This window comes from Bradyrhizobium sp. 1200_D9_N1_1 (assembly GCF_052075915.1).
Taxonomy (GTDB): Bacteria; Pseudomonadota; Alphaproteobacteria; order Rhizobiales; family Xanthobacteraceae; genus Bradyrhizobium; species Bradyrhizobium diazoefficiens.
In genome coordinates this window covers 5,838,110-5,857,431 of record NZ_CP197226.1, presented here as the reverse complement: position 1 = coordinate 5,857,431, position 19,322 = coordinate 5,838,110, and the positions used below count along the sequence as shown (strand labels likewise).

The window sequence follows — 19,322 nt, the reverse complement described above, 5'->3', positions numbered from 1 at the left end:
AGTAGAAGTGGGGCCGGGGCGCCTTGCTCGGTGGATGCTGCCAACAGTTTGACGGGGCGGGGCAAATCGGCGGGACAGAGCAATCATGGCGCAGCCGGTGCCGACGGGGCGATTTGCCCGACGGCGACCGGAACGACATCGTCATTTGGCGCGCATCGGCCCCCCCGTCATTGCGAGCGCAGCTTGGCCCCGCCGCATTGCATTCGCGGCACTGGCTGCGCTCTGCGAAGCCGCTTGATTCGTCGGGCAAAACAGTGCCAGAAAGCGATCATCGCAGAATCCGAAATTTGTCCGATGATCCCTGGAGTGACGATCGCGGATCGCGTTGGGGGCTTGCCATGATGACGCATGCAAGGCTGCTTGGAATCGTTGTCGCTGTAACGTGGCTCGGGTGGTCCGCGGCATCGGCGGCCGGCGGTATGTCGAAAGATATTTGGAAGGGTGCCTGGAAATTCGAGATCGATCGCCAGGATCGGCCGTACCTCGGCTATTACGACACCAGGGGCAAGACAGTATTTCGCATCGGCTGCGGCGCCCATTTCGAGATGGATGCGGTCTATCCGGGGGAAGCGCCGAAACAGGACCACACCAAGGCCTCGATCACGATCGCCAACGGCAAGACGCAGATGGATTTCGCCGGCTTCACCTACGCCGGTCCCGAGTCGTTCCCGCCGAACACAACAATGTTCAACCAGCCGGACCTCGGCTATCCCGGGCTTGCCGAAGATAAATGGCGCGCGCTGGAAAATCGCGTCTTCGATCTTCTGGACTCCGGGCAGCCGCTGACGATCTCGGCCGAGGGCAAGAGTTACGTGCTGCCGCCGGTCGCGCTGCCGCGCTGGCGGCCGCGCTTCCAGAAAATCTGCTGACGCGCCCGCGACGTGCTTCAAGCTCCGAAACCGGAGCCTCGAATCACGCGCGACGAACTCTGCGATTGTGAATGGACTGCCCCGCCCCCGACATTTCCCTGATCCGCTCGCGCACCCGCGGCTGATGATCCAAGCGCTACGCCTTAAGTCGCACGCCGCAAGACTCGCGCCTCCGGAGGAGGCCAGGCTTTTTCTCTGCCGCAGTGCGATGACGATGGAATTCCGTTGGGCCTTGCGTCATGCTGGCCCCAAGCCTCGGCAAGAAGGCTTCACAATCATATCCATCAGGGCAGGAAATCATGAAGAGAAGAGACTTCATCAAGGTCACAGGACTTGGTGCGGCCGGCGCCGCCACGCTCGCCGCTCCCGCGATCGCGCAGTCGATGCCGGAAATCAAATGGCGCATGCCGACGAGCTGGCCGAAATCGCTCGACACGCTCTTTGGCGGCGCCGAGATGATGTGCAAGATGGTTGCGGAAGCCACCGACAACAAATTCCAGATCCAGATCTTCGCGGCCGGCGAGATCGTGCCGGGCCTCCAGGTACTCGACGCCGTGCAGAACGCCACCTGCGAGATTGGCCACACCGCCTCGTACTATTATTTCGGCAAGGACCCGACCTTCACCTTCGGCTCGGCGGTGCCGTTCGGGCCCAACATGCGCATCAACCAAGCCTGGTACATGCAGGGCGGGGGACGGGAGGTCCTCAACGAGTTCTACAAGAGCTACAACGTCGTCTCGCTGCTTGCGGGCAACACCGGCTGCCAGATGGGCGGCTGGTTCAGGAAAGAGGTCAACACGCCCGAGGATCTCAAGGGCATGAAATTCCGCATCGGCGGCTTTGCCGGCCGCGTGCTCCAGAAGCTCGGCGTGGTGCCGCAGCAGCTCGCCGGCGGCGACATCTATCCGGCGCTGGAGAAGGGCACCATCGACGCCGCCGAATGGGTCGGTCCCTATGACGACGAGAAGCTGGGCTTCTACAAGATCGCGCCGCACTACTACTATCCCGGCTGGTGGGAGGGCGGGCCGATGCTGCTGGCCTTCGTCAATCTCGACAAGTGGAATGCGCTGCCGAAGTACTATCAAAGCGTGCTAGAGCAGGCCGGCCATTACGCCAACAATTACATGATGGCACGCTACGACACAGCCAATCCGCTCGCATTGAAGAAGCTGCTCGCCAACGGCGCCAAGCTGCACGCCTTCTCGCCGCCGATCATGGAGGCCTGCTACAAGGCCGCCAAGGAGCTGCACGCCGAAGTCGGTGCGACCAACGCCAACTTCAAGAAGGTCCACGACTCTCTCGCCAAGTTCACCGGCGATGGCTACGCCTGGTTCCAGGTCGCGGAAGTCGGCTACGACATCTTCATGGCGCGGCGGTCGCAGAGCTGATCGCGACTTCTGTCGCATGCAGCGCCCCGGAGCGAAGGCTGCGGGGCGTTGCGGTCGCAGCTCTGGAGGTGACAGACTCAAAACATGAAAGACGGCCCATGCTCAATAGACGAGGGGACATGGCAAGAGGCTCCGTGGATGCTGCCAACAGCCTGATGCGTCGGGACAAATCAGCTGAAGCAGGCGATGGTCGCGGAGCCGGGGTCCGTGCCGCGTTTTGAGAGCCAGGTCAGGATCAGCCACGGGCAGTCGCACCGATGGATGGCGCTGCCGTTCTTTGAAACGGCAGTTCCGCTGCTTGTCGTGATGGGATTCGCAGCTGGTCTGACGCTGGTGATCGAGCGCGCGTTCTGAAGTCGCTACGCGCATGTTCGAAGCGTCGAGGTCGGTCTAATCCCCGATGTCATACTGCTTGCTGAGGTGATCGCCGATCTGGACCAGCATGGCGACACATTCGGGGTAGCCGGGTCGATCGGACGTGGCCTGATCCGCGTCGGCGCGAAACTCCCAGGAGGTGCCATCGCGAACGATGGAAATCGCCATTCCATCGGGGCAGTCGGCGTGGACCTTCAACTCGGCCCTCGCCATTGCGATCAGTTCGCCTTCAGTCTTGACCGGCCTGCTCATGAAGCTTGTCCCTCCGTCCTGGAACAGAAATTTGCCCATATCCGGCAAATTAGCAAACAAGTCCTGGATAGTAACTGATCCATATCATCGGGATCAGGCGCTCACCGGCGGTGGGCTCGGGTTTGGAATCCGATCCTACCCGGTGTGTGGTGGATGACCGTCGGAGGCCTGTAAGCGGCAATGCCGTCTCGTTGCGCTCCACCGGCCGGCATCGCGGCTTTATCAGGACACATCTGATCGGCTTACGTGAGCCTGACAGGAAGGCCCGCCGCGTGTTTTTTCGCTGGCCGAGGCGTCCGGAATGGTGGAAGAGAGCGATGATGCGGCCCTGGCCGTAACCTTGGCCGTGAGATGACACCGGAACATCCGGCGGGACTGAGATGCGCCTTCTGATCGTCGAAGACAATGCCGAGCTGTCGCGGCTGGTGGCCGCCGGGCTGTCGGCGGCCGGCTACGAGAGCGACATCGTGAGCAGCGCGGCCGAGGCGCGCGAGGCGGTCGGCAGCGTCAGCTATGCCGCGATGATCCTCGACCTCGGCCTTCCCGACGGCGACGGCCTGTCGGTGCTGCGCGAGCTGCGCCGGCAGATGGAGCCGCTGCCGGTGCTGGTGCTGACCGCGCGCGGCGGCTTGCAGGATCGCGTCAACGGCCTGCGCAGCGGCGCCGACGACTATCTCGCAAAGCCGTTCGCGATGGAGGAACTGGTGGCGCGGCTGGAGGCGATCCTGCGCCGGCCGGGCCAGCTGCTCGGCCGCTCGCTGCGATTGGCCAACCTCGTCTACGACACCGAGAGCCGCCAGATCTTCATCGACGACCAGCCGCGGATCATCTCCGCGCGCGAGGCCTCGGTGCTCGAGATCCTGCTGCGCCGGCAGGGGCGGGTGGTGCCGAAGAAGAACGTCGAGGATCACATCTTCGGCCTCGAAGGCGAGGTCGCCTCCAACGCCGTCGAGGTCTACGTCTCGCGGCTGCGCAAGCAGCTCACCGAACACGGCGCCAAGGTCGTGATCCACACCATCCGCGGCGTCGGCTATCTCATGGCCGAGGAGAAATAGCGTGTCCGCCGCCCGGTCATTCACCAGGCCGACGTTCAAATCGCTGATCTCGCGCATCGTGTTCCTCCACATCGTGGCGGTCGCGGTGGTCGCGATCTTCCTGCCGCTGGTGCTGTTCTGGCTGCTCAACTCGGAGGTCGACCAGCTGCATCGCGATGCCATGCGCGCCCAGGCCGAGGTGCTCGCCGAGCGCATCGTCCCGCAGGCGGACGGCACGTTGACCTTCAATCTGCCCGACAGTCTGAAGGGCCTCTATTCGGAAGCCTATGGCCGCTACCAGTACGACATTCGCGATTCCGAGGGACGCGTGCTGTTCTCGTCGCGGCGAAAGACCGGCGATACCGCCCCGCCGCGCTTGTCCGAGACGATTTCCGGTGCCGGCGTGAGCCGCGTGATCGAGGGCAGGACGGTGCGCATCCGCGTCGCCGAGGATCTTTCGCACCGCGACGTCATCATCGACGACATCATCTCGAACTTCTTCCGGCGGGTCGGGTGGATCACCATCCCGATCCTGCTGATCCTGCTCGCGACCGACATCATCATCTTCCGCCGTGCGGTCGCGCCGCTGTGGAAGGCCTCGGAGGAGGCCAGCAATATCGGCCCGGCGCGCACCGACATCCGCTTGCCGACGGAGCAGATCCCGCGCGAGATCATGCCGCTCGTCACCGCCGTGAACCAGGCGCTCGATCGCCTCGAGGACGGCTTTCGCGTGCAACGCCAGTTCACCGCGGATGCCGCGCATCAATTGCGCACGCCGCTTGCGATCCTGCGCACGCGGATCGAGACGCTCGGCGACCGCGAGGCAAGGCAGGCGCTGCATGCCGACATCGAGGGCATGAGCCGCATCGTCGCCCAGCTGCTGGAGATCGCCGAGCTCGACACGCTGGTGCTCGATCCCGGCGAGACCGCCGACCTGCGCGCCGTCTGCACCGAGGTGGTCGGCGCGATCGCGCCGTTCGCGCTCGCCCAGCACAAGGACATCGCACTCAGGGGCACCGACGCGCCGGTGATGGTCCACGGCAATTCCGAGATGCTTCAGCGCGCGATCTTCAACCTCGCCGAAAACGCCATCAAGTTCACCGCAAAGGATACGTCCGTCGATGTCGAGGTCGGTGACGACGGTGTAGTGCGCGTGCGCGATTGCGGTCCCGGCATCGCGGACGCCGAGCGCGAGCTGATCTTCCAGCGCTTCTGGCGAGCCGACCGCCAGCGCAGCGACGGCGCCGGTCTGGGGCTCTCGATCGTGCGCGGCGTGGCGGAGGACCATGACGCGACGGTGGCGGTGGAGAACCTTCCCGGTGGCGGCGCGGAGTTCACGCTGCGGTTTCGGCTGGCGGAGAGGGCAGGCGGCCCCTCTCCCCTCATATCCGCCGAAGCCTTGGCGAAGGCGGATGTGGGAGAGGGTGGCATAGGCGGCCTTCGGCCGCCGTCCTCATAACGCCGATGCTTTGCATCGGCGTCCACTTTAGGGCGGCCGCTATTTCAGCTTACCCGTGGACAGGTCCATGATCATGCGCGTGGCCAGATAAAGCCGCGGCACGATGCTGTTGATCTGCACATATTCGGCATCGTTGGAGTGCGCGCCGAAGCCCGACAGGCCCATGCCTTCCACCACGGCTCCGCTGGTCTTGAGCGCGGCAAACGCGGCGTCGGTGCCGCCGCCGGTCGCCTTCTCGTCGACCTTGAGGGACAGTCCGATCTCCCCATAGATCGTCTTGCCGTAGGCCGCGACGCGGCGCGAGGCGTCGTTGGCTTCCAACGGCGGACGACGCACCTCGAATTTCAGCTCGACCCTGGAGTCGGGCAGCAGGCGATTCTTGATCTTCTCCTGCAGCGCCTTCTGCAACTCGTCGAAATCGGCGACCTTGAGCGCACGCGCATCGGCCTGGGCCGTGGCGTCGGCTGGGATGACGTTGCGGTTGGTGCCGGCCTTGGAGACCGTCCAGTTCAGCTTCAGGCCCTGCTCTGGCTTGGACAGGTCCTTCATCTGCAGCACCTGGTGCGAGAGCTCGTACAGCGCGTTGACGCCGCCCTCGGGCCGCGCGCCCGCGTGCGAGGACTTGCCCTGCACCGTGAGATAGGCCGAGCCGATGCCACTGGTGGCGAGGCGCAGCGTGCCGTCGGTGCCGCCGCCTTCGAACGAGAACACCACGTCCTGATCCGCGGCGAATTTGGCGATGGTGCTGCGCCAGCCGGGCGAGGAGATCTCCTCGTCCCCATTGGTGAGCACCGTGAGCGTGCCGTAATCCTTGAAGTTGAGTTTCTGGAGCATCGCCACGGTATGGAGAATGAGCGCGACGCCCTGCTTGTCGTCGGCAATGCCGAGGCCGTAGGCCTTGTCACCGTCGACGCGGAACGGTTGGTCCTTCAGCATGCCCTTCAGGTACACCGTGTCCATGTGGGCGATCAGCATGATCTTCTTGCTGCCGGTGCCCTTGAACACGGCGTGCACGGCCGGGCCGATTGTCTCGGGCGTGTCGTCGAGGCGATAGATGTCGGTGGGGTGCAAAATCTCCACTGTGCCGCCGAGCTGCTTGAGCTGGCCGGCAACGCGCTCGGCAATCTTTTCCAGGCCGTCGACGTCCTTGCTGCCCGATTCGATGCCGACGAGATCGCGCAGCGTGTCGAGCAGCGGCTGCTGCTCCTTTTGCGCCAATGCATGGACATCGGTCATCGGTTCCGCATGCGCAAACGTTGCGGCACATGCCAGCCAGAGCGATGCGATCAAGGGAGTGAACGACGGAGCAGGGTGCGATCGGGACATGCGCGGCGGTCCATCAGTTGGAGGATGGCCCGGTATGCCCGTGTTTGCGGCGCGTGTCACGTGCGCGGACGCGCGCGTCATGAACCGCCGAGGCGGAACATGACGGCGATGGTCATGGCCGCTACTTCTGCGGCGGTCCGAGATCCAGCGGCGGCAGCTCGATCTGCGGCACCTCGATCTTGACCTTGTCGAGATCGACGTTGAGAGGCTTGTCGAGCAGGCCCGTCACGGTGATCGGGAAGATGATCACGAGCATCACCATGATCAGCTGGAGGCCGATCCAGGGCATCGCGCCCCAGTAGATGTCGGAGCTCTTCACTTCCTTCGGCGCCACGCCGCGCAGGTAGAACAGCGCAAAGCCGAACGGCGGATGCAGGAACGAGGTCTGCATGTTCACGCAGAGCATCACGCCGAACCAGATCAGCGCCGCGTCCGGTCCCACCACGGGGGCGAGGATCTTCTGCGCGATCGGCGCGATCATCGGCAGGATGATGAAGGCGATCTCGAAGAAGTCGAGGAAGAAGGCCAGGAAGAAGATGAAGAGGTTGATGAAGATCAGGAAGCCCCAGACGCCGCCGGGCAGCGAGGTCAGGAGGTGCTCGAGCCAGACGCCGCCGGAGACGCCGAGGAACACCACGGAGAAGCAGGTCGAGCCGATCAGGATGAAGGTGACCATGCAGGTGAGGCGCATGGTGGACTGGTAGCCCTGCGTGATCAGGTCGCGCAGGTCGGGGATGCGCGCGGCCCGGATGCAGATCCACGCCACCGCCAGATAGGTAAGGGCGAAGGCGAGCTTGAAGATCAGGTTCTCGCTCATCATCATCGCGACGATGGTGCCGACGCCGGCGGCGATCACGCCTGTTATCAGGATCTTGCGGTCGGTCGAGGTGAAGTCCTTGTGGTGGATCGCGGCGAGCACGATGGCGCCGACGGCACCCATCGCGCCGGCTTCGGTCGGCGTGGCAAGGCCCATCATCATGGTGCCGAGCACGACGAAGATCAGCACGGCCGAGGGGATGATCCCCATCAGGCACTTCTTCCACAGCGGCCAGCCGGTCAGCGTGCGCGCCTCCTTCGGCACCGGCGGCACGTGGCCCGGCTTGATCAGGCCGAGGATGAACGTGTAGCCGGCGAACAGCATGATCTGGAACACCGAGGGGCCCCAGGCGCCGAGATACATGTCACCGACCGACTTGCCGAGCTGGTCGGCGAGCACGATCAGCACCAGCGATGGCGGCACCAGCTGCGTGATCGTGCCGGAGGCGGCGAGCACGCCGGTGATGTAGCGCATGTTGTAGCCGTAGCGGATCATCACCGGCATCGAGATCAGCGCCATGGCGATCACCTGCGCGGCCACCGTGCCGGTGATGGCGCCGAGGATGAAGCCGACGATGATGACCGAATAGCCGAGGCCGCCGCGGATCGGGCCGAACAGCTGGCCCATCGAATCCAGCATGTCCTCGGCCAGCCCGCATCTCTCCAATATGGCGCCCATGAAGGTGAAGAACGGGATCGCGAGCAGCAGCTCGTTGGAGAGCACGCTGCCGAACACGCGCCCGGGAATCGCCTGAAGGAAGTTGAGATCGAAGAAGCCGAGATGGATGGCGAGGAAGCCGAAGGAAAGGCCGACGGCCGCCAGCGTGAAGGCGACGGGGAAGCCGATCAGCATCGCCAGAACCAGGCCGCCGAACATCAACGGCGGCATCATCTCCAGCGTAATCATTGGGTCGGCCTCTCGTACTTGGCGTCGATCGTCACATAGCCCTGGAGAGCCGCGATACGCTTGATGACCTCGGAAACACCCTGGAGCGCCAGCATCACGAAGCCGGCGGGGATCACGAACTTGATCGGCCAGCGGATCAGGCCGCCGGCATTGGCAGACGTCTCGCCGACGCTATAGGCCTGCATGAAGAACGGCCAGGACAGATAGGCGAGCAGGAGACAGGAGGGGATCAGGAAGAACAGCGTGCCGATCATGTCGAGCCAGAGCTGGCCCCGCTCGGACAGGGTCAGGTAGAAGATCTCGACCCGCACATGCTCATTGCGCTTGAAGGTGTAGGCCGAGCCGAACATCACGAGGATGGCGAACATGTACCATTGCAGCTCGAGCCAGCCGTTCGACGAGTCGTTGAAGGCGTAGCGGATCATGGCGTTGGCCGCGCTGACCAGGCACGCCAGGAGCACGAGCAGGTTACAGACGTACCCAATCTTTTCGTTGAGGGCGTCGATGGCGTTGCTCAGCGCCAGCAATGGACGCATCTTACTTTCTCTCCGTCGCGGCCTTACACTTCACGGAAGGCTTCAGCACGCATCGCTCGGCTCGCGTGCAAGATGCACACGACCGCACGGATTGTATCCCGGAGCGATTGCGGCGTCAGTCCTCCCCTCGCGCCTTGCTGTCTTGACCGCGACCGCCAACGGGCGGGCCGGCTTATTGTTGCCGGGCAAGCAAAGGCGGTCGCACCAAATCAGTGGCGTCACGTGCCGTCAATTGGAAAATGGACAAATTGACGCGCCGTCAAAAGCTTAGGTTAGCGGAGCGGGGCCGATCCTCAGCCGCCGGTGACGCTCATGTGCCTGGAGACGCTGGGGCGGTTGTGGCGGCGGTCGATGATGAAATCGTGGCCCTTGGGCTTCAGCCCGATGGCGCGGTCGATCGCATCCGCAAGCAGCATGTCGTCGTCCGATGCACGCAGAGGTTTGCGCAAATCGGAGGCATCCTCGTGGCCGAGGCAGGTGTGCAGCGTACCGGTGCAGGTGATGCGCACCCGGTTGCAGGATTCGCAGAAATTATGGGTCATCGGCGTGATGAAGCCGAGCTTGCCGCCGGTTTCGGCGACGCTGACATAGCGCGCCGGCCCGCCGGTGCTCTCGGCCAGGTCCATCAGCGTGAATTGCTGGGCGAGGCGCGCGCGCACCAGCGACAGCGGCAGATACTGGTCGATCCGGCCTGCGCCGATCTCGCCCATCGGCATGACCTCGATCAGCGTCAGGCCCATGTTCTTGCCGTGGGCCCAGCGCATCAGTGAAGGCAGCTCGTCCTCGTTGAGGTTCTTCAGCGCCACCGCGTTGATCTTCACGGCGAGCCCCGCGGCACGCGCAGCCTCGATGCCTTCCAGTACCTTGTCGATCTCGCCCCAGCGGGTGATCTCGCGAAACTTCTTGGGATCGAGCGTGTCGAGCGAGACGTTGATGCGGCGGACGCCGCAATCGGCGAGCTCCCTGGCATACTTTGCCAGTTGCGTGCCGTTGGTGGTCAGCGTCAGCTCGCTCAGGGCGCCGCTCGACAGATGGCGCGACAGCGAGCGCACCAGCGTCATCACGTTGCGGCGGACCAGCGGCTCGCCGCCGGTGAGTCGCAGCTTCTTCACGCCCTTGGCGATGAAGGCCGAGCAGAGCCGGTCGAGCTCCTCCAGCGTCAACAGGTCCGCCTTGGGCAGGAACGTCATGTCTTCCGACATGCAGTAGAAACAGCGCAGGTCGCAGCGATCCGTGACGGAAACGCGCAAATAGCTGATGGTCCGCCCGAACGGATCGGTCATGGCGCTGGACAGCGCTGCGCGGGGGTTCGCGGAAGATCCGTTCATACCAAATGCCTTGTCACTTACGGCGACGGGCGCACCTTTGCTTCAACGGTGCTCTGAATGCAATCTAAGCATCGGACGCGGCTAGGACAATCGGGTGGTATACGTAACTCAGCCCTTGGATCAGCGCTTGCCCGCGTTCGGATCGGGAAATGGCGAGCCGGCGGCGGCCGGTTCGGCGGCCGCGGGCGCGGCTGCGACCGGTTTCGGCTTCTTCGGCCGGTGCGCTTTCCTCACCGGCTTGGGCGGCACCGCCGGCTGGAGTTCCGCAAACACCGGATTCGGATCGGTGGTGACCGAGGCGGGCGTGGTGAGATCGCCGGGGTTCTTGATGATGTTCACCGGGACGCTCGCCGGCTGGTACTTGGGCAGCGCGAAGGCGACCGTGAACGGCGCGTCCGGGGCGGGAACCGAGACCGAGCAGGGGGTCTTGCAGCCCGGACCGAGCGAGGTCGAGGCATCAGCCCCCGGGGGATTGGATTCGAGCCGGACCTGAACGGTCGGGGGCGCCGATTTGAACATGTCCCAGGACATCGAGGAGCAGCCACCAAGACTTGTTGCCCCCAGGAGGCTCGCTCCCGCTAGCGCAATCGCGATCACACGACGCATCAACCACCCACTTCTACTGCGACGAACCGCCACATCCCGGGCGGACCTTAGGGACGTCGCTGAGGGCAGGCAACCGGCGCGCCGCGCATAGTTAATAGTTGGTTAACGCGGGGGTATCTTCGCTTTTTGCTGAGATTTCAGGACCTTGCCGAACCCAGCGGCGTCATCAGGCTGGTGGCTGCGGCCGGCAGGTCACGCATGTGATGGATCAGCCGGTCCGGCTTCAGCTCGGCGATCGGCACGTCCGTGTAGCCGAAGCTGACCCCGATCACGGGCACCCCGGCGCGCCGGGCTACCCCGACATCGGTTCCGGCGTCGCCGACCATGATGCTGGCTTTGACCTCGCCGCCGGCGCGGGCCACCGTTTCCCGGAAAATGGCCGGATCGGGCTTCTGGACGCCAAAGGTGTCGGCGCCGCAGATCGCCGCGAAGCGGCGGCTGAGGTCGAGCTGGTCCAGCAGGCGCTTGGACAGCCATTCCAGCTTGTTGGTGCAGACCGCCAGGCGATGGCCCTGCGCCGCAAAATGGTCGAGCGCGGTCTCGAGCCCTTCGAAAGGCCGGGATTCGACCGCGATATGCTCGGCGTAATAGGCGATGAAATCCGCCGTCATCCGGTCCATGTCCGAAGGCGTGACGATGCGGCCCTCGGCCTCCAGGCCCCGCTCGATCAGCTTGCGGGCGCCGGCGCCGATCATGTTGCGGGCTGACTGCATCGGCACGGGCGGCAGGCCTTCGCGGTCGAGCACGTAGTTCAACGCGGTGATCAGGTCGGGCGCCGTATCCACGAGCGTGCCGTCGAGATCGAAGACGATGGTGTGAGGGGAGGTCATGGTCCAAGCGCTATCGGTCCGGCCGTGCCGGCGCAAGGGGCGATGCCATAAGATCAGCTTATAGGCCTGTTCCCGCGCGGAAAACGAGGCTACATAGGCCGCCGCAAGCAACCTATCGGCGGCACACTCTCAATTCAGGGGCGGGCGCATCGTGAACATGGACCAGTTGAAGCGGCAGGCTGCGGCGCGCGCCCTCGAGGAGGTGCGTGACGGCATGCAACTCGGGCTCGGCACCGGCTCGACCGCCAAGCATTTCGTCGAGCTGCTCGGCGAGCGCGTCGCGGCCGGACTCAAGGTGATCGGCGTGCCGACCTCCGAGGCGACGCGCCTCGATGCGACGCGCTGCGGCGTGCCGCTGACCACGCTCGACGAGATCGATCATCTCGACATCACCGTTGACGGCGCCGACGAGATCGATCCCGAGCTCAACCTGATCAAGGGCGGTGGCGGCGCGCTGCTGCGCGAGAAGATCGTGGCGGCCGCATCGGATCGCATGATCGTGATTGCCGACGACACCAAATGGGTGCCGACGCTCGGCCGCTTTCCGCTGCCGATCGAGGTCATCCCGTTCGGGCTCGGGGCGACGCGCCGGGCGATCGAGACGGCATTTGCGCAGTGCGGCGTTTCCGGGCAAATGGCGGTCCGCAAGGCCAAGGGTGGGGACAAGGATGGCCACGTTTTCGTCACCGATGGCGGCCACTGGATCCTCGATGCCCAGCTCGGACGGATCGTGGATCCGCCCAGCCTCGCCAAGGCGTTGAGCGCCATCCCCGGCGTGGTCGAGCATGGGTTGTTCATCGGCTTGGCCAGCTCGGCTGTTCTGGCGGGTGGCGAGGGAATTCGCGTGATTGAACGGCGAAAGCCGAAAGGAGACTAGGAATGAAGAGCGTTTTGAAATTCTTGCCGGCCGCGACCCTCGCTGCGGGACTGGCCCTCTCGGCTGCCCCGGCCATGGCGCAGCAGCCGGCGCCGGCCCAGCCCAAGGCCGCCGCGGCGCCGGCTCAGCCGAAAGCCTCGCCGGCGGCGGTTGCGGCGGCCAAGGAAATTCTGCAAATCAAGAACGCGACGGCGATGTATCAAGGCGCCGTGCCCGGCCTGGTCGAGAAGACCAAGATCGCGCTGATCCAGCAGAACCTGAACTATCAGAAGGATCTCAACGAGGTGGCAGGGGTCGTCGCCCAGCAGCTCAACGGCCGCCAGAACGAGATCGGCGAAGGCATGGCGCAGATCTATGCCAGCGAGTTCACCGAGCAGGAGCTGAAGGACCTCGTCACCTTCTACAAGTCGCCGCTGGGCAAGAAGCTGATCGACGCCGAGCCGCGCGCCATCGGCCTCAGCATGGCCTTCATGAACTCCTGGGCCCAGAACTTCTCCGAGACCGTGATGGGCGCCTTCCGCGCCGAGATGCGCAAGCGTGGCAAGGAAATCTGACAGTACCTATCTCATAGGGAGTTCCTGAAAGAGGTCGGAGTGGACAATGGCTGAATTCGACGTCGACCTCTTTGTCATCGGTGGTGGTTCGGGCGGCGTGCGTGCCGCCCGCATCGCGGCTGGCCACGGCGCCCGCGTCATGATCGCGGAAGAGTACCGCATGGGCGGCACCTGCGTGATCCGCGGCTGCGTGCCGAAGAAGCTGTTCGTGATCGGCTCGCATGTCCGTCACGAGATCGAGGACGCCGCCGGATTCGGCTGGACCATCCCGTCCATGAGCTTCGACTGGGCGACGCTGATCGCCAACAAGGACAAGGAGATCGCGCGGCTGGAGGCGGCCTACACGACGAATGTCGAGAAGTCGGGCGCGCAGATCGTCAAGAGCCGTGCGGTGATCGAGGACAAGCACACCGTCCGCCTGCTCGAGAACGACAGGAAGATTACAGCAAGATACATTTTGATCGCCACCGGCGGCGCGCCCAACCATGGCGCCTCGATCCCCGGCATCGAGCACGTGATCTCCTCCAACGAGGCGTTTCACCTCAAGACGCTGCCGAAGCGGATCGTGATCCAGGGCGGCGGCTACATCGCGCTGGAATTCGCCGGCATCTTCGCGGGCTACGGCTCCGACGTCACCGTGATCTATCGCGGCGACAACATTTTGCGCGGCTTTGACGAAGACGTTCGCACTCACGTTCGCAGCGAGATGGAGAAGCAGGGCATCACCATTCTCACCGGTTGCACGGTGGCGAAGGTCGATCGCCATGGCGAGGAATTCACCACCCATCTGTCGAACGGCTCGAGCGTGGCTTCCGACCAGGTGATGTTCGCGATCGGCCGTCATCCTTCCGTCGCCAATCTCGGCCTGGAGAAGGCCTGCGTCGCCATCAATCCGAAGAACGGCGGCATCGCGGTCGACCATTTCTCGAAGAGCTCGGTCGACAGCATCTATGCGATCGGCGACGTCACCCATCGCCACAACCTGACGCCGGTCGCGATCCGCGAGGGTCATGCGTTCGCCGACACCGTGTTCGGCAAGCGCGAGGTGAGGGTGGATCATGCCTATATCCCGACTGCAGTGTTCTCGCAGCCGGAGGTTGGCACCGTCGGTCTGACCGAGACCGAAGCGCGCGCGCAGTTCAGTCACGTCGACATCTACAAGACGACCTTCCGCCCCATCAAGGCGACGATGTCAGGCCGCGATACCCGCGTGCTCATGAAGCTCGTCGTCGATGGCACGTCCGACCGCGTGCTCGGCTGCCACATCGTCGGTGACGCCGCCGCCGAGATCACCCAGGCGGTCGCGATCGCGGTGAAGATGAAGGCGACCAAGGCCGATTTCGACGCGACCATCGCGCTGCATCCGACCGCGGCCGAAGAGCTCGTCACCATGCGCACCCCGACCGCGCGCCACGTGCGTCAGGCGGCCGAATAGCGGCGTTGGGCGGCCCTGGGCGGGGGCCGCCTTGACGTTGTCGATGCTGCGACGCCGGTCTAGCCTGCGGTGCTCGCATCGTCGGCGAAGCTCTGCTCGATGGCGGCGGGCATTTTCGCAACCGACATCAACGAACGCGCGACCTGGTTGAGCAACTGATCCGCGTTTTCCTCCTCGGCGAGATTCTTCGATAGAAGCGCGACGACGGCGCTGTGACGCAACTGCTGCGCCAGGTTGCGGGCAGTCGTGTAGCCGGCAATTTCGTAATGCTCGACACGCTGTGCGGCGCCGATCAGGGCGAGATCCGCGGCGGCATCGTCCTTCCTGGCGCCCTCCTTGATCACTTCGTCGCCTTCCTCGACAAGTCCCTGCATACCCTTGCAGGCCTTGGCGCGCGGCTTCTTGCCGAGCAGCTCGAAGCACTCGTCGAGACGTTCGATCTGCGCTTCGGTTTCGGCCAAATGAACGGTGAACAGCTCGCCGAGCTGATCGTAGCGTGCAGCCTCGATCATCTGGGGCAGCGCCTTGGTCAGTTGCTTCTCAGCATGGAGAAGGTCCCGCAGCTGGTCGATCAGCAGGTCGTCAAGGCCGATGACCGGCTCAGACGGCGAACTCTCGGCTATGATCGAAGGCGCCGTGCCGGGCTCGCCGCTCTGGAGCGCCGGGGATTCCATGAACTCCCAGTCTTCGCCCTCATTCCAGGGACCGCGCGTGTCGATTTCACCGTTGTCGCCGGATCCCGTCGAATCGTTGAAGAACTGGTCCACGAGGCCGGGCGTCGGCGCGATGCGGCCGATGCTGAACGCGGGCTTGTTCATGCTTTCCAGCGCGCGCGAGAACGCCTTCATGTGGGTGATCTCCCGCGTCATCAGGAACTGCAAGGCGTCCTTGGTGCCCGCGTCGTCGCAGAAATTGATCAGCCGTTCGTAGACTATCTTGGCGCGGGCCTCCGCAGCGATGTTGCTGCGCAGGTCGACGTCGAGTTCGCCGGTGATTTTGAGGTAGTCGGCGGTCCAGGCGTTGCCCTGCGAGTTGAACAGGCCGACGCCACCGCCTCCGGCGATCGCGATCAGGGGATCGGCTTCCGCCGCTTCGCGATCGAATTTCAGCGGCTTCAAGTGCAGGCGCGCAAGCGATCCGACGACTTCGAGGTGGCTCAATTCCTCGGTTCCGATATCCATCAGGAGATCCTTGCGGTCCGGATCTTCGCAATTGAGACCTTGAATGGAGTATTGCATGGCGGCGGCGAGCTCGCCGTTAGCGCCGCCGAACTGTTCCAGCAGCATGTTGCCGAACCGGGAATCGGGCTCGTCGACGCGAACTGTGAACATGAGCTTCTTGACGTGGTGGTACATGGAAAGACCTTTGCTTCGCAGGAGAAGTCGGGGCCAACCGGGCGCAACAGTGGACGTTCCTAATTCGGAATCGTACCGCGACCAGAGCCCCTCGATGCGATGTGAGTGCTCAGTGCAACGTTCCGGCCGCGGCTTCCTCGACCGCGGCCATCAGATCGGCCGTGTTCGACTGCTGGATCATGTGACCCGCGTCGGGGACGCGATGCATCTTGCTGTGCTTGATCTCGTCATGCAGACGGCCCGACTGCTCGTCGATGTCGATGAGGCGATCGTCTTCGCCGGCCAGGATGGTGACCGGCATGGCCAGTTCGCCGTAGGTCTTCGCCGACAGCATTGCCGCAGGGATCATCAGCGCCGCCTCGGCGGCGCCGGCACGAAGCTGCGAGGGACGCACGGCCAGTGATTTAGGGAAGCCGTCGAATTTTTGCGGGACGGATTTCGGTCCGAACAGCTGTCGCAGCATCGCCGGCCACATCAGGCGGCTGAGGATTGGCGAAATCGTGTGACTGAGGATATCGCCGAATCCCGGTATCGCCGGCCCGGCTATCGCCATCATGGCATCGGTGCGGGCGGTCGGGAAATAATAGCCCGATGCCAGTATCAAGGCCTCGACCGTCGAGGGATGTCTGCTCGCCAGGGCGATCGCAACCGACGCTCCCCAGGAATGTCCGAGCACGATCGCCTTTTCGACGCCGATATGCGCAAGCGCGTCCTTGAAGAGATCGGCTTGCGCCGCAGGCGTCCACACCACATTGCGGGGCCGCAGGCTGTGGCCGAAGCCGGGACGGTCGAACACGATGACGCGATAGTCCTTCGCGGCGAGGTCGATCAAGCCGCTCGACTCGAAATCCTGGATCATGCTGCCGTTGCCATGGAGCAGGACCAAAGGGCGTCCGGATCCGCGCTCGACATAGTGCAGGCGAACGCCGTCGATGTCGATGAACCGTCCTTGTGGCGGGTTGTCGCGTTGTGCCTTGTCGGCAAGCCGCCGATTGACGACCGCGGCGGCCGCCATCAGGCCGGCTGCTGCGATGAGCGCGGAGGCGAACGGATATTCCGCAAGAGCATGAAGGGTCGTCGCCGCCAAAGACGGCGAACGCTTTTTCAGTATGCGCATGTGACACTTTCGCTGACCGCGGCCAGCTGTTGGAGAATAGGAAGGGACGCTTCCGGATTAACGTCCTGGTCTCATCGCGATCTTGATGATGCGCTCCTGGGATCCGGAACCGTATCGACCTGGACGTTGCCTATGCCGTGCCAACGGAGGGCACCATGGCCAGATTCCATGCGGCATGCGCATTCACGGGTCATGTCGTGGAGATGCAACAGGAGGCGTGGAGATATGTTCCTAACCCCAATCGATGCGGCAAGCAGGCCGCCGCCAAGAGCGGTTTCTCAGGATCGCGCTCTGGTGAATGTCGTGTGAGACACCATATCCAGCATATCGCTGGCACAGACACGACAGGCGCCAGTGACCGAGAGACGCTGCCGCGCTCCCGCCACAAACCGGAGGCGCGCGATGAACGTCTTGCTTTATCCTCTGCATCTTTGCCGTAAGCTCGAACGTCGCTGGAGCACGAAGGTGATTCAGGACAGCGGCCAATTGCCGCCGTCGCAAGGGACGAACGGCTGTACCGCTTGCGGGCGGCTCGTGGTGACTCCCGTGCACTCGACCTATTTGCCCACCGGGAAGCTCGTCAATCAGTGGCGGTGCCCGGTGTGCCGGAACGCCTGGCAGACCTCTGCGGATCCCGCGAGCAGCACGGATCTCCAATCGAACCGGTCCGAGCATCTTCGGGAGAACGCCGGACACTGCCTGGCCCTGGAAGGCACCGCTCCCGACGACATGGCGCGCAATCAGTTCAGGCGCATGGGCGATGCTTGGCTCGCTCTCGCGGACACGCCGGATTGGCTCGACGGCGAGACGCCACCGGTCTCGCGACCTCCGCCGCAAAGCGCGCAGGCCTGATCTCGTCCACTCTCCCGACGCACGGCAACGACTTTCATGACTGAGAAGCGCGACCGCGCCGCTTGAATCCGGTGACGCGGGATTTCGGCAAAGGCAAAGCGCGTCATGCCAGCGCAGCAAACGGTCAAGCCGATCCCTTCAAATGCAGGACCAAATGACATGGACAAGGACAAGAGCGGACGCATCGTCGAGACTGCGCTCGAAGCGCGCCAGGGCGAGCTCGGTCCGAGCGTGCTGATGCTGCTGGGCGTGAGTATGGGACTTGCCATTCTCATCATGGCGGTCACGGGGATGATGTTCTTCAGCGCTTGATCTCGAAGCCGACGTCCCCGGGCGAAGAGCTTAGGAACCAAAGCACCCATGGGGGTTTGGCTCACTCCTTAGACACTGGAGACAATCATGAGACGCCCATCACTCTACATTTGCATTTCTTTATTCACAGCGGCCGCGGCATTGGCGGCGACGTCGGCTTCGGCGCAGACTCCGCCGGCGCAGTCCGGACCTAACAACGGCGCGGTCAACACTGCCGGCCAAAACAACTCCGACGCTCCTGTCGCGGGGCGCAACAGCTTCACCGAAGGACAGGCCAAATCGAAGATCGAGGATGCCGGCTACGCCAACGTCACCGAATTGAAGAAGGACGACAAGGGCGTGTGGCGCGGACAGGCCAGCAAGGGTGGATCAGCCACCGCGGTCAGCGTCGATTTTCAAGGTAACGTCAATTCGGCCAAGTAAGCAAGCAAGAAGGACTCAAGATGACCGTTACAATTTCTCGTCTTTACGACAACTATAACACCGCGCAGCAGGCGGTTCAGCGTCTCGAAGCTGCCGGCGTGCCGCACTCGGACATCAGCATCGTCGCCAACAATTCGGACAGCTGGTTTAACACCGACAAGAAGGTAGATCGCGACCGGGATGGTGTCGATGATCGTGCCGAGGGAGCCGGTACGGGTGCCGGCATCGGTGCGGGCGTCGGTGGTACCGCTGGCCTTCTTGCCGGCCTTGGCTTGCTGGCAATTCCCGGCCTCGGACCTGTGGTCGCAGCTGGCTGGCTGGCCGCGACCGCGGTTGGTGCCGCCGCCGGAGCAGCTACCGGCGGGATCGTCGGGGCGCTCACGGAGGCCGGCATTTCGCGTGAGGATGCGGACACCTACGCCGAGGGCGTCCGTCGCGGAGGCACGCTCGTGTCGGCGCGGGTGGCGGACGCGGATCGGTCCCGCTTTGACTCAATCCTGAACGAGTCTTCCGTCAATTTACGTGACCGCAGTGCCAGCTGGCAAAAGGCCGGATGGAAATCGTTCGATCCTGCCAGCAAGCCTTACGGCGCCGAAGAGGTTCGCAAGGAGCGAAAGCTCTACGGGGGATCATTGCGCTAAATGAGATCTCGACGGCCCGCTCCGGCGGGC

Annotated in this window: 21 protein-coding genes; 12 read left to right on the top strand and 9 right to left on the bottom strand. The window is 63.9% G+C overall.

Annotation, left to right across the window (positions count from 1 at the left end; all coding sequences use genetic code 11):
• Positions 1 to 113 precede the first annotated feature (113 nt).
• From AB5K84_RS28460 to AB5K84_RS28450, 3 genes are all read left to right on the top strand, one after another.
• Positions 114 to 869 carry a hypothetical protein gene (locus tag AB5K84_RS28460; protein WP_236842232.1) on the top strand — a complete coding sequence of 252 codons (756 nt, stop codon included), beginning with the start codon at positions 114 to 116 and terminating at the stop codon, positions 867 to 869.
• Between the two features lie 299 nt (positions 870 to 1,168).
• On the top strand, positions 1,169 to 2,257 hold the full coding sequence (locus AB5K84_RS28455; RefSeq protein WP_028170831.1) for a TRAP transporter substrate-binding protein: 1,089 nt from the start codon (positions 1,169 to 1,171) through the stop codon (positions 2,255 to 2,257).
• Positions 2,258 to 2,464: 207 nt separating this feature from the next.
• Positions 2,465 to 2,611: a hypothetical protein gene (locus AB5K84_RS28450; protein ID WP_157839399.1), complete on the top strand. Its 147-nt coding sequence runs from the start codon at positions 2,465 to 2,467 to the stop codon at positions 2,609 to 2,611.
• A gap of 36 nt (positions 2,612 to 2,647) precedes the next feature.
• Here the strand turns inward: AB5K84_RS28450 and AB5K84_RS28445 are convergent, their stop codons facing one another.
• Positions 2,648 to 2,884 (bottom strand): hypothetical protein, encoded by a 237-nt coding sequence (locus AB5K84_RS28445; RefSeq protein ID WP_038966237.1) that lies wholly within the window; start codon positions 2,882 to 2,884, stop codon positions 2,648 to 2,650.
• Between the two features lie 380 nt (positions 2,885 to 3,264).
• Here AB5K84_RS28445 and AB5K84_RS28440 point away from each other — a divergent pair, with 380 nt between their 5' ends.
• Positions 3,265 to 3,939, top strand: coding sequence for a response regulator transcription factor (locus AB5K84_RS28440; RefSeq protein ID WP_011086528.1), 675 nt, complete (start codon positions 3,265 to 3,267; stop codon positions 3,937 to 3,939).
• 1 nt (position 3,940) lies between these two features.
• Positions 3,941 to 5,377 (top strand): sensor histidine kinase, encoded by a 1,437-nt coding sequence (locus tag AB5K84_RS28435; protein WP_011086529.1) that lies wholly within the window; start codon positions 3,941 to 3,943, stop codon positions 5,375 to 5,377.
• 39 nt (positions 5,378 to 5,416) lie between these two features.
• On the opposite strand, the gene AB5K84_RS28430 is transcribed toward AB5K84_RS28435, so the two are convergent.
• The 6 genes from AB5K84_RS28430 to AB5K84_RS28405 all read right to left on the bottom strand — a co-directional run bounded on the left by AB5K84_RS28430 (position 5,417) and on the right by AB5K84_RS28405 (position 11,726).
• The gene (locus AB5K84_RS28430; protein ID WP_038966226.1) at positions 5,417 to 6,703 is read right to left on the bottom strand and encodes a M20/M25/M40 family metallo-hydrolase; all 1,287 of its coding nucleotides are present in this window, start codon (positions 6,701 to 6,703) and stop codon (positions 5,417 to 5,419) included.
• Positions 6,704 to 6,824: 121 nt separating this feature from the next.
• Complete coding sequence (locus AB5K84_RS28425) at positions 6,825 to 8,426, bottom strand: TRAP transporter large permease (protein ID WP_011086531.1); 1,602 nt, start codon at positions 8,424 to 8,426, stop codon at positions 6,825 to 6,827.
• Positions 8,423 to 8,962: a TRAP transporter small permease subunit gene (locus AB5K84_RS28420; protein ID WP_011086532.1), complete on the bottom strand. Its 540-nt coding sequence runs from the start codon at positions 8,960 to 8,962 to the stop codon at positions 8,423 to 8,425. Before AB5K84_RS28420 ends, AB5K84_RS28425 begins: the two co-directional genes overlap by 4 nt.
• Before the next feature lie 293 nt (positions 8,963 to 9,255).
• Complete coding sequence (gene moaA / locus AB5K84_RS28415) at positions 9,256 to 10,290, bottom strand: GTP 3',8-cyclase MoaA (RefSeq protein ID WP_011086533.1); 1,035 nt, start codon at positions 10,288 to 10,290, stop codon at positions 9,256 to 9,258.
• A 120-nt stretch (positions 10,291 to 10,410) separates the two neighbouring features.
• Positions 10,411 to 10,896: a hypothetical protein gene (locus AB5K84_RS28410; protein ID WP_038966227.1), complete on the bottom strand. Its 486-nt coding sequence runs from the start codon at positions 10,894 to 10,896 to the stop codon at positions 10,411 to 10,413.
• Between the two features lie 137 nt (positions 10,897 to 11,033).
• Entirely contained in the window at positions 11,034 to 11,726 is a 693-nt protein-coding gene (locus AB5K84_RS28405) for an HAD family hydrolase (RefSeq protein WP_011086535.1), read from the bottom strand.
• Between the two features lie 151 nt (positions 11,727 to 11,877).
• Between AB5K84_RS28405 and rpiA the strand changes: the two genes are divergently transcribed.
• The 3 genes from rpiA to gor are packed head-to-tail and all read left to right on the top strand — an operon-like array spanning position 11,878 to position 14,592.
• On the top strand, positions 11,878 to 12,603 hold the full coding sequence (gene rpiA / locus AB5K84_RS28400) for a ribose-5-phosphate isomerase RpiA (RefSeq protein ID WP_011086536.1): 726 nt from the start codon (positions 11,878 to 11,880) through the stop codon (positions 12,601 to 12,603).
• A 2-nt stretch (positions 12,604 to 12,605) separates the two neighbouring features.
• A complete protein-coding gene (locus AB5K84_RS28395) occupies positions 12,606 to 13,157 on the top strand; it encodes a DUF2059 domain-containing protein (protein WP_011086537.1) in 552 nt (183 codons plus the stop codon).
• Between the two features lie 46 nt (positions 13,158 to 13,203).
• Positions 13,204 to 14,592: a glutathione-disulfide reductase gene (gor, locus tag AB5K84_RS28390; RefSeq protein WP_011086538.1), complete on the top strand. Its 1,389-nt coding sequence runs from the start codon at positions 13,204 to 13,206 to the stop codon at positions 14,590 to 14,592.
• 59 nt (positions 14,593 to 14,651) lie between these two features.
• On the opposite strand, the gene AB5K84_RS28385 is transcribed toward gor, so the two are convergent.
• A complete protein-coding gene (locus AB5K84_RS28385; RefSeq protein ID WP_011086539.1) occupies positions 14,652 to 15,947 on the bottom strand; it encodes a DUF892 family protein in 1,296 nt (431 codons plus the stop codon).
• 109 nt (positions 15,948 to 16,056) lie between these two features.
• Positions 16,057 to 17,064, bottom strand: coding sequence for an alpha/beta fold hydrolase (locus AB5K84_RS28380; RefSeq protein ID WP_011086540.1), 1,008 nt, complete (start codon positions 17,062 to 17,064; stop codon positions 16,057 to 16,059).
• A gap of 402 nt (positions 17,065 to 17,466) precedes the next feature.
• On the opposite strand from AB5K84_RS28380, the gene AB5K84_RS28375 reads away from it, so the two are divergent.
• The 4 genes from AB5K84_RS28375 to AB5K84_RS28360 all read left to right on the top strand — a co-directional run bounded on the left by AB5K84_RS28375 (position 17,467) and on the right by AB5K84_RS28360 (position 19,292).
• Positions 17,467 to 17,916 carry a hypothetical protein gene (locus AB5K84_RS28375; protein WP_049832367.1) on the top strand — a complete coding sequence of 150 codons (450 nt, stop codon included), beginning with the start codon at positions 17,467 to 17,469 and terminating at the stop codon, positions 17,914 to 17,916.
• Between the two features lie 159 nt (positions 17,917 to 18,075).
• Positions 18,076 to 18,228 (top strand): hypothetical protein, encoded by a 153-nt coding sequence (locus AB5K84_RS28370; RefSeq protein ID WP_053815111.1) that lies wholly within the window; start codon positions 18,076 to 18,078, stop codon positions 18,226 to 18,228.
• Positions 18,229 to 18,315: 87 nt separating this feature from the next.
• The gene (locus AB5K84_RS28365) at positions 18,316 to 18,651 is read left to right on the top strand and encodes a hypothetical protein (RefSeq protein WP_011086542.1); all 336 of its coding nucleotides are present in this window, start codon (positions 18,316 to 18,318) and stop codon (positions 18,649 to 18,651) included.
• 20 nt (positions 18,652 to 18,671) lie between these two features.
• Positions 18,672 to 19,292, top strand: coding sequence for a general stress protein (locus AB5K84_RS28360; protein WP_011086543.1), 621 nt, complete (start codon positions 18,672 to 18,674; stop codon positions 19,290 to 19,292).
• The last annotated feature ends 30 nt before the right edge of the window (positions 19,293 to 19,322 follow it).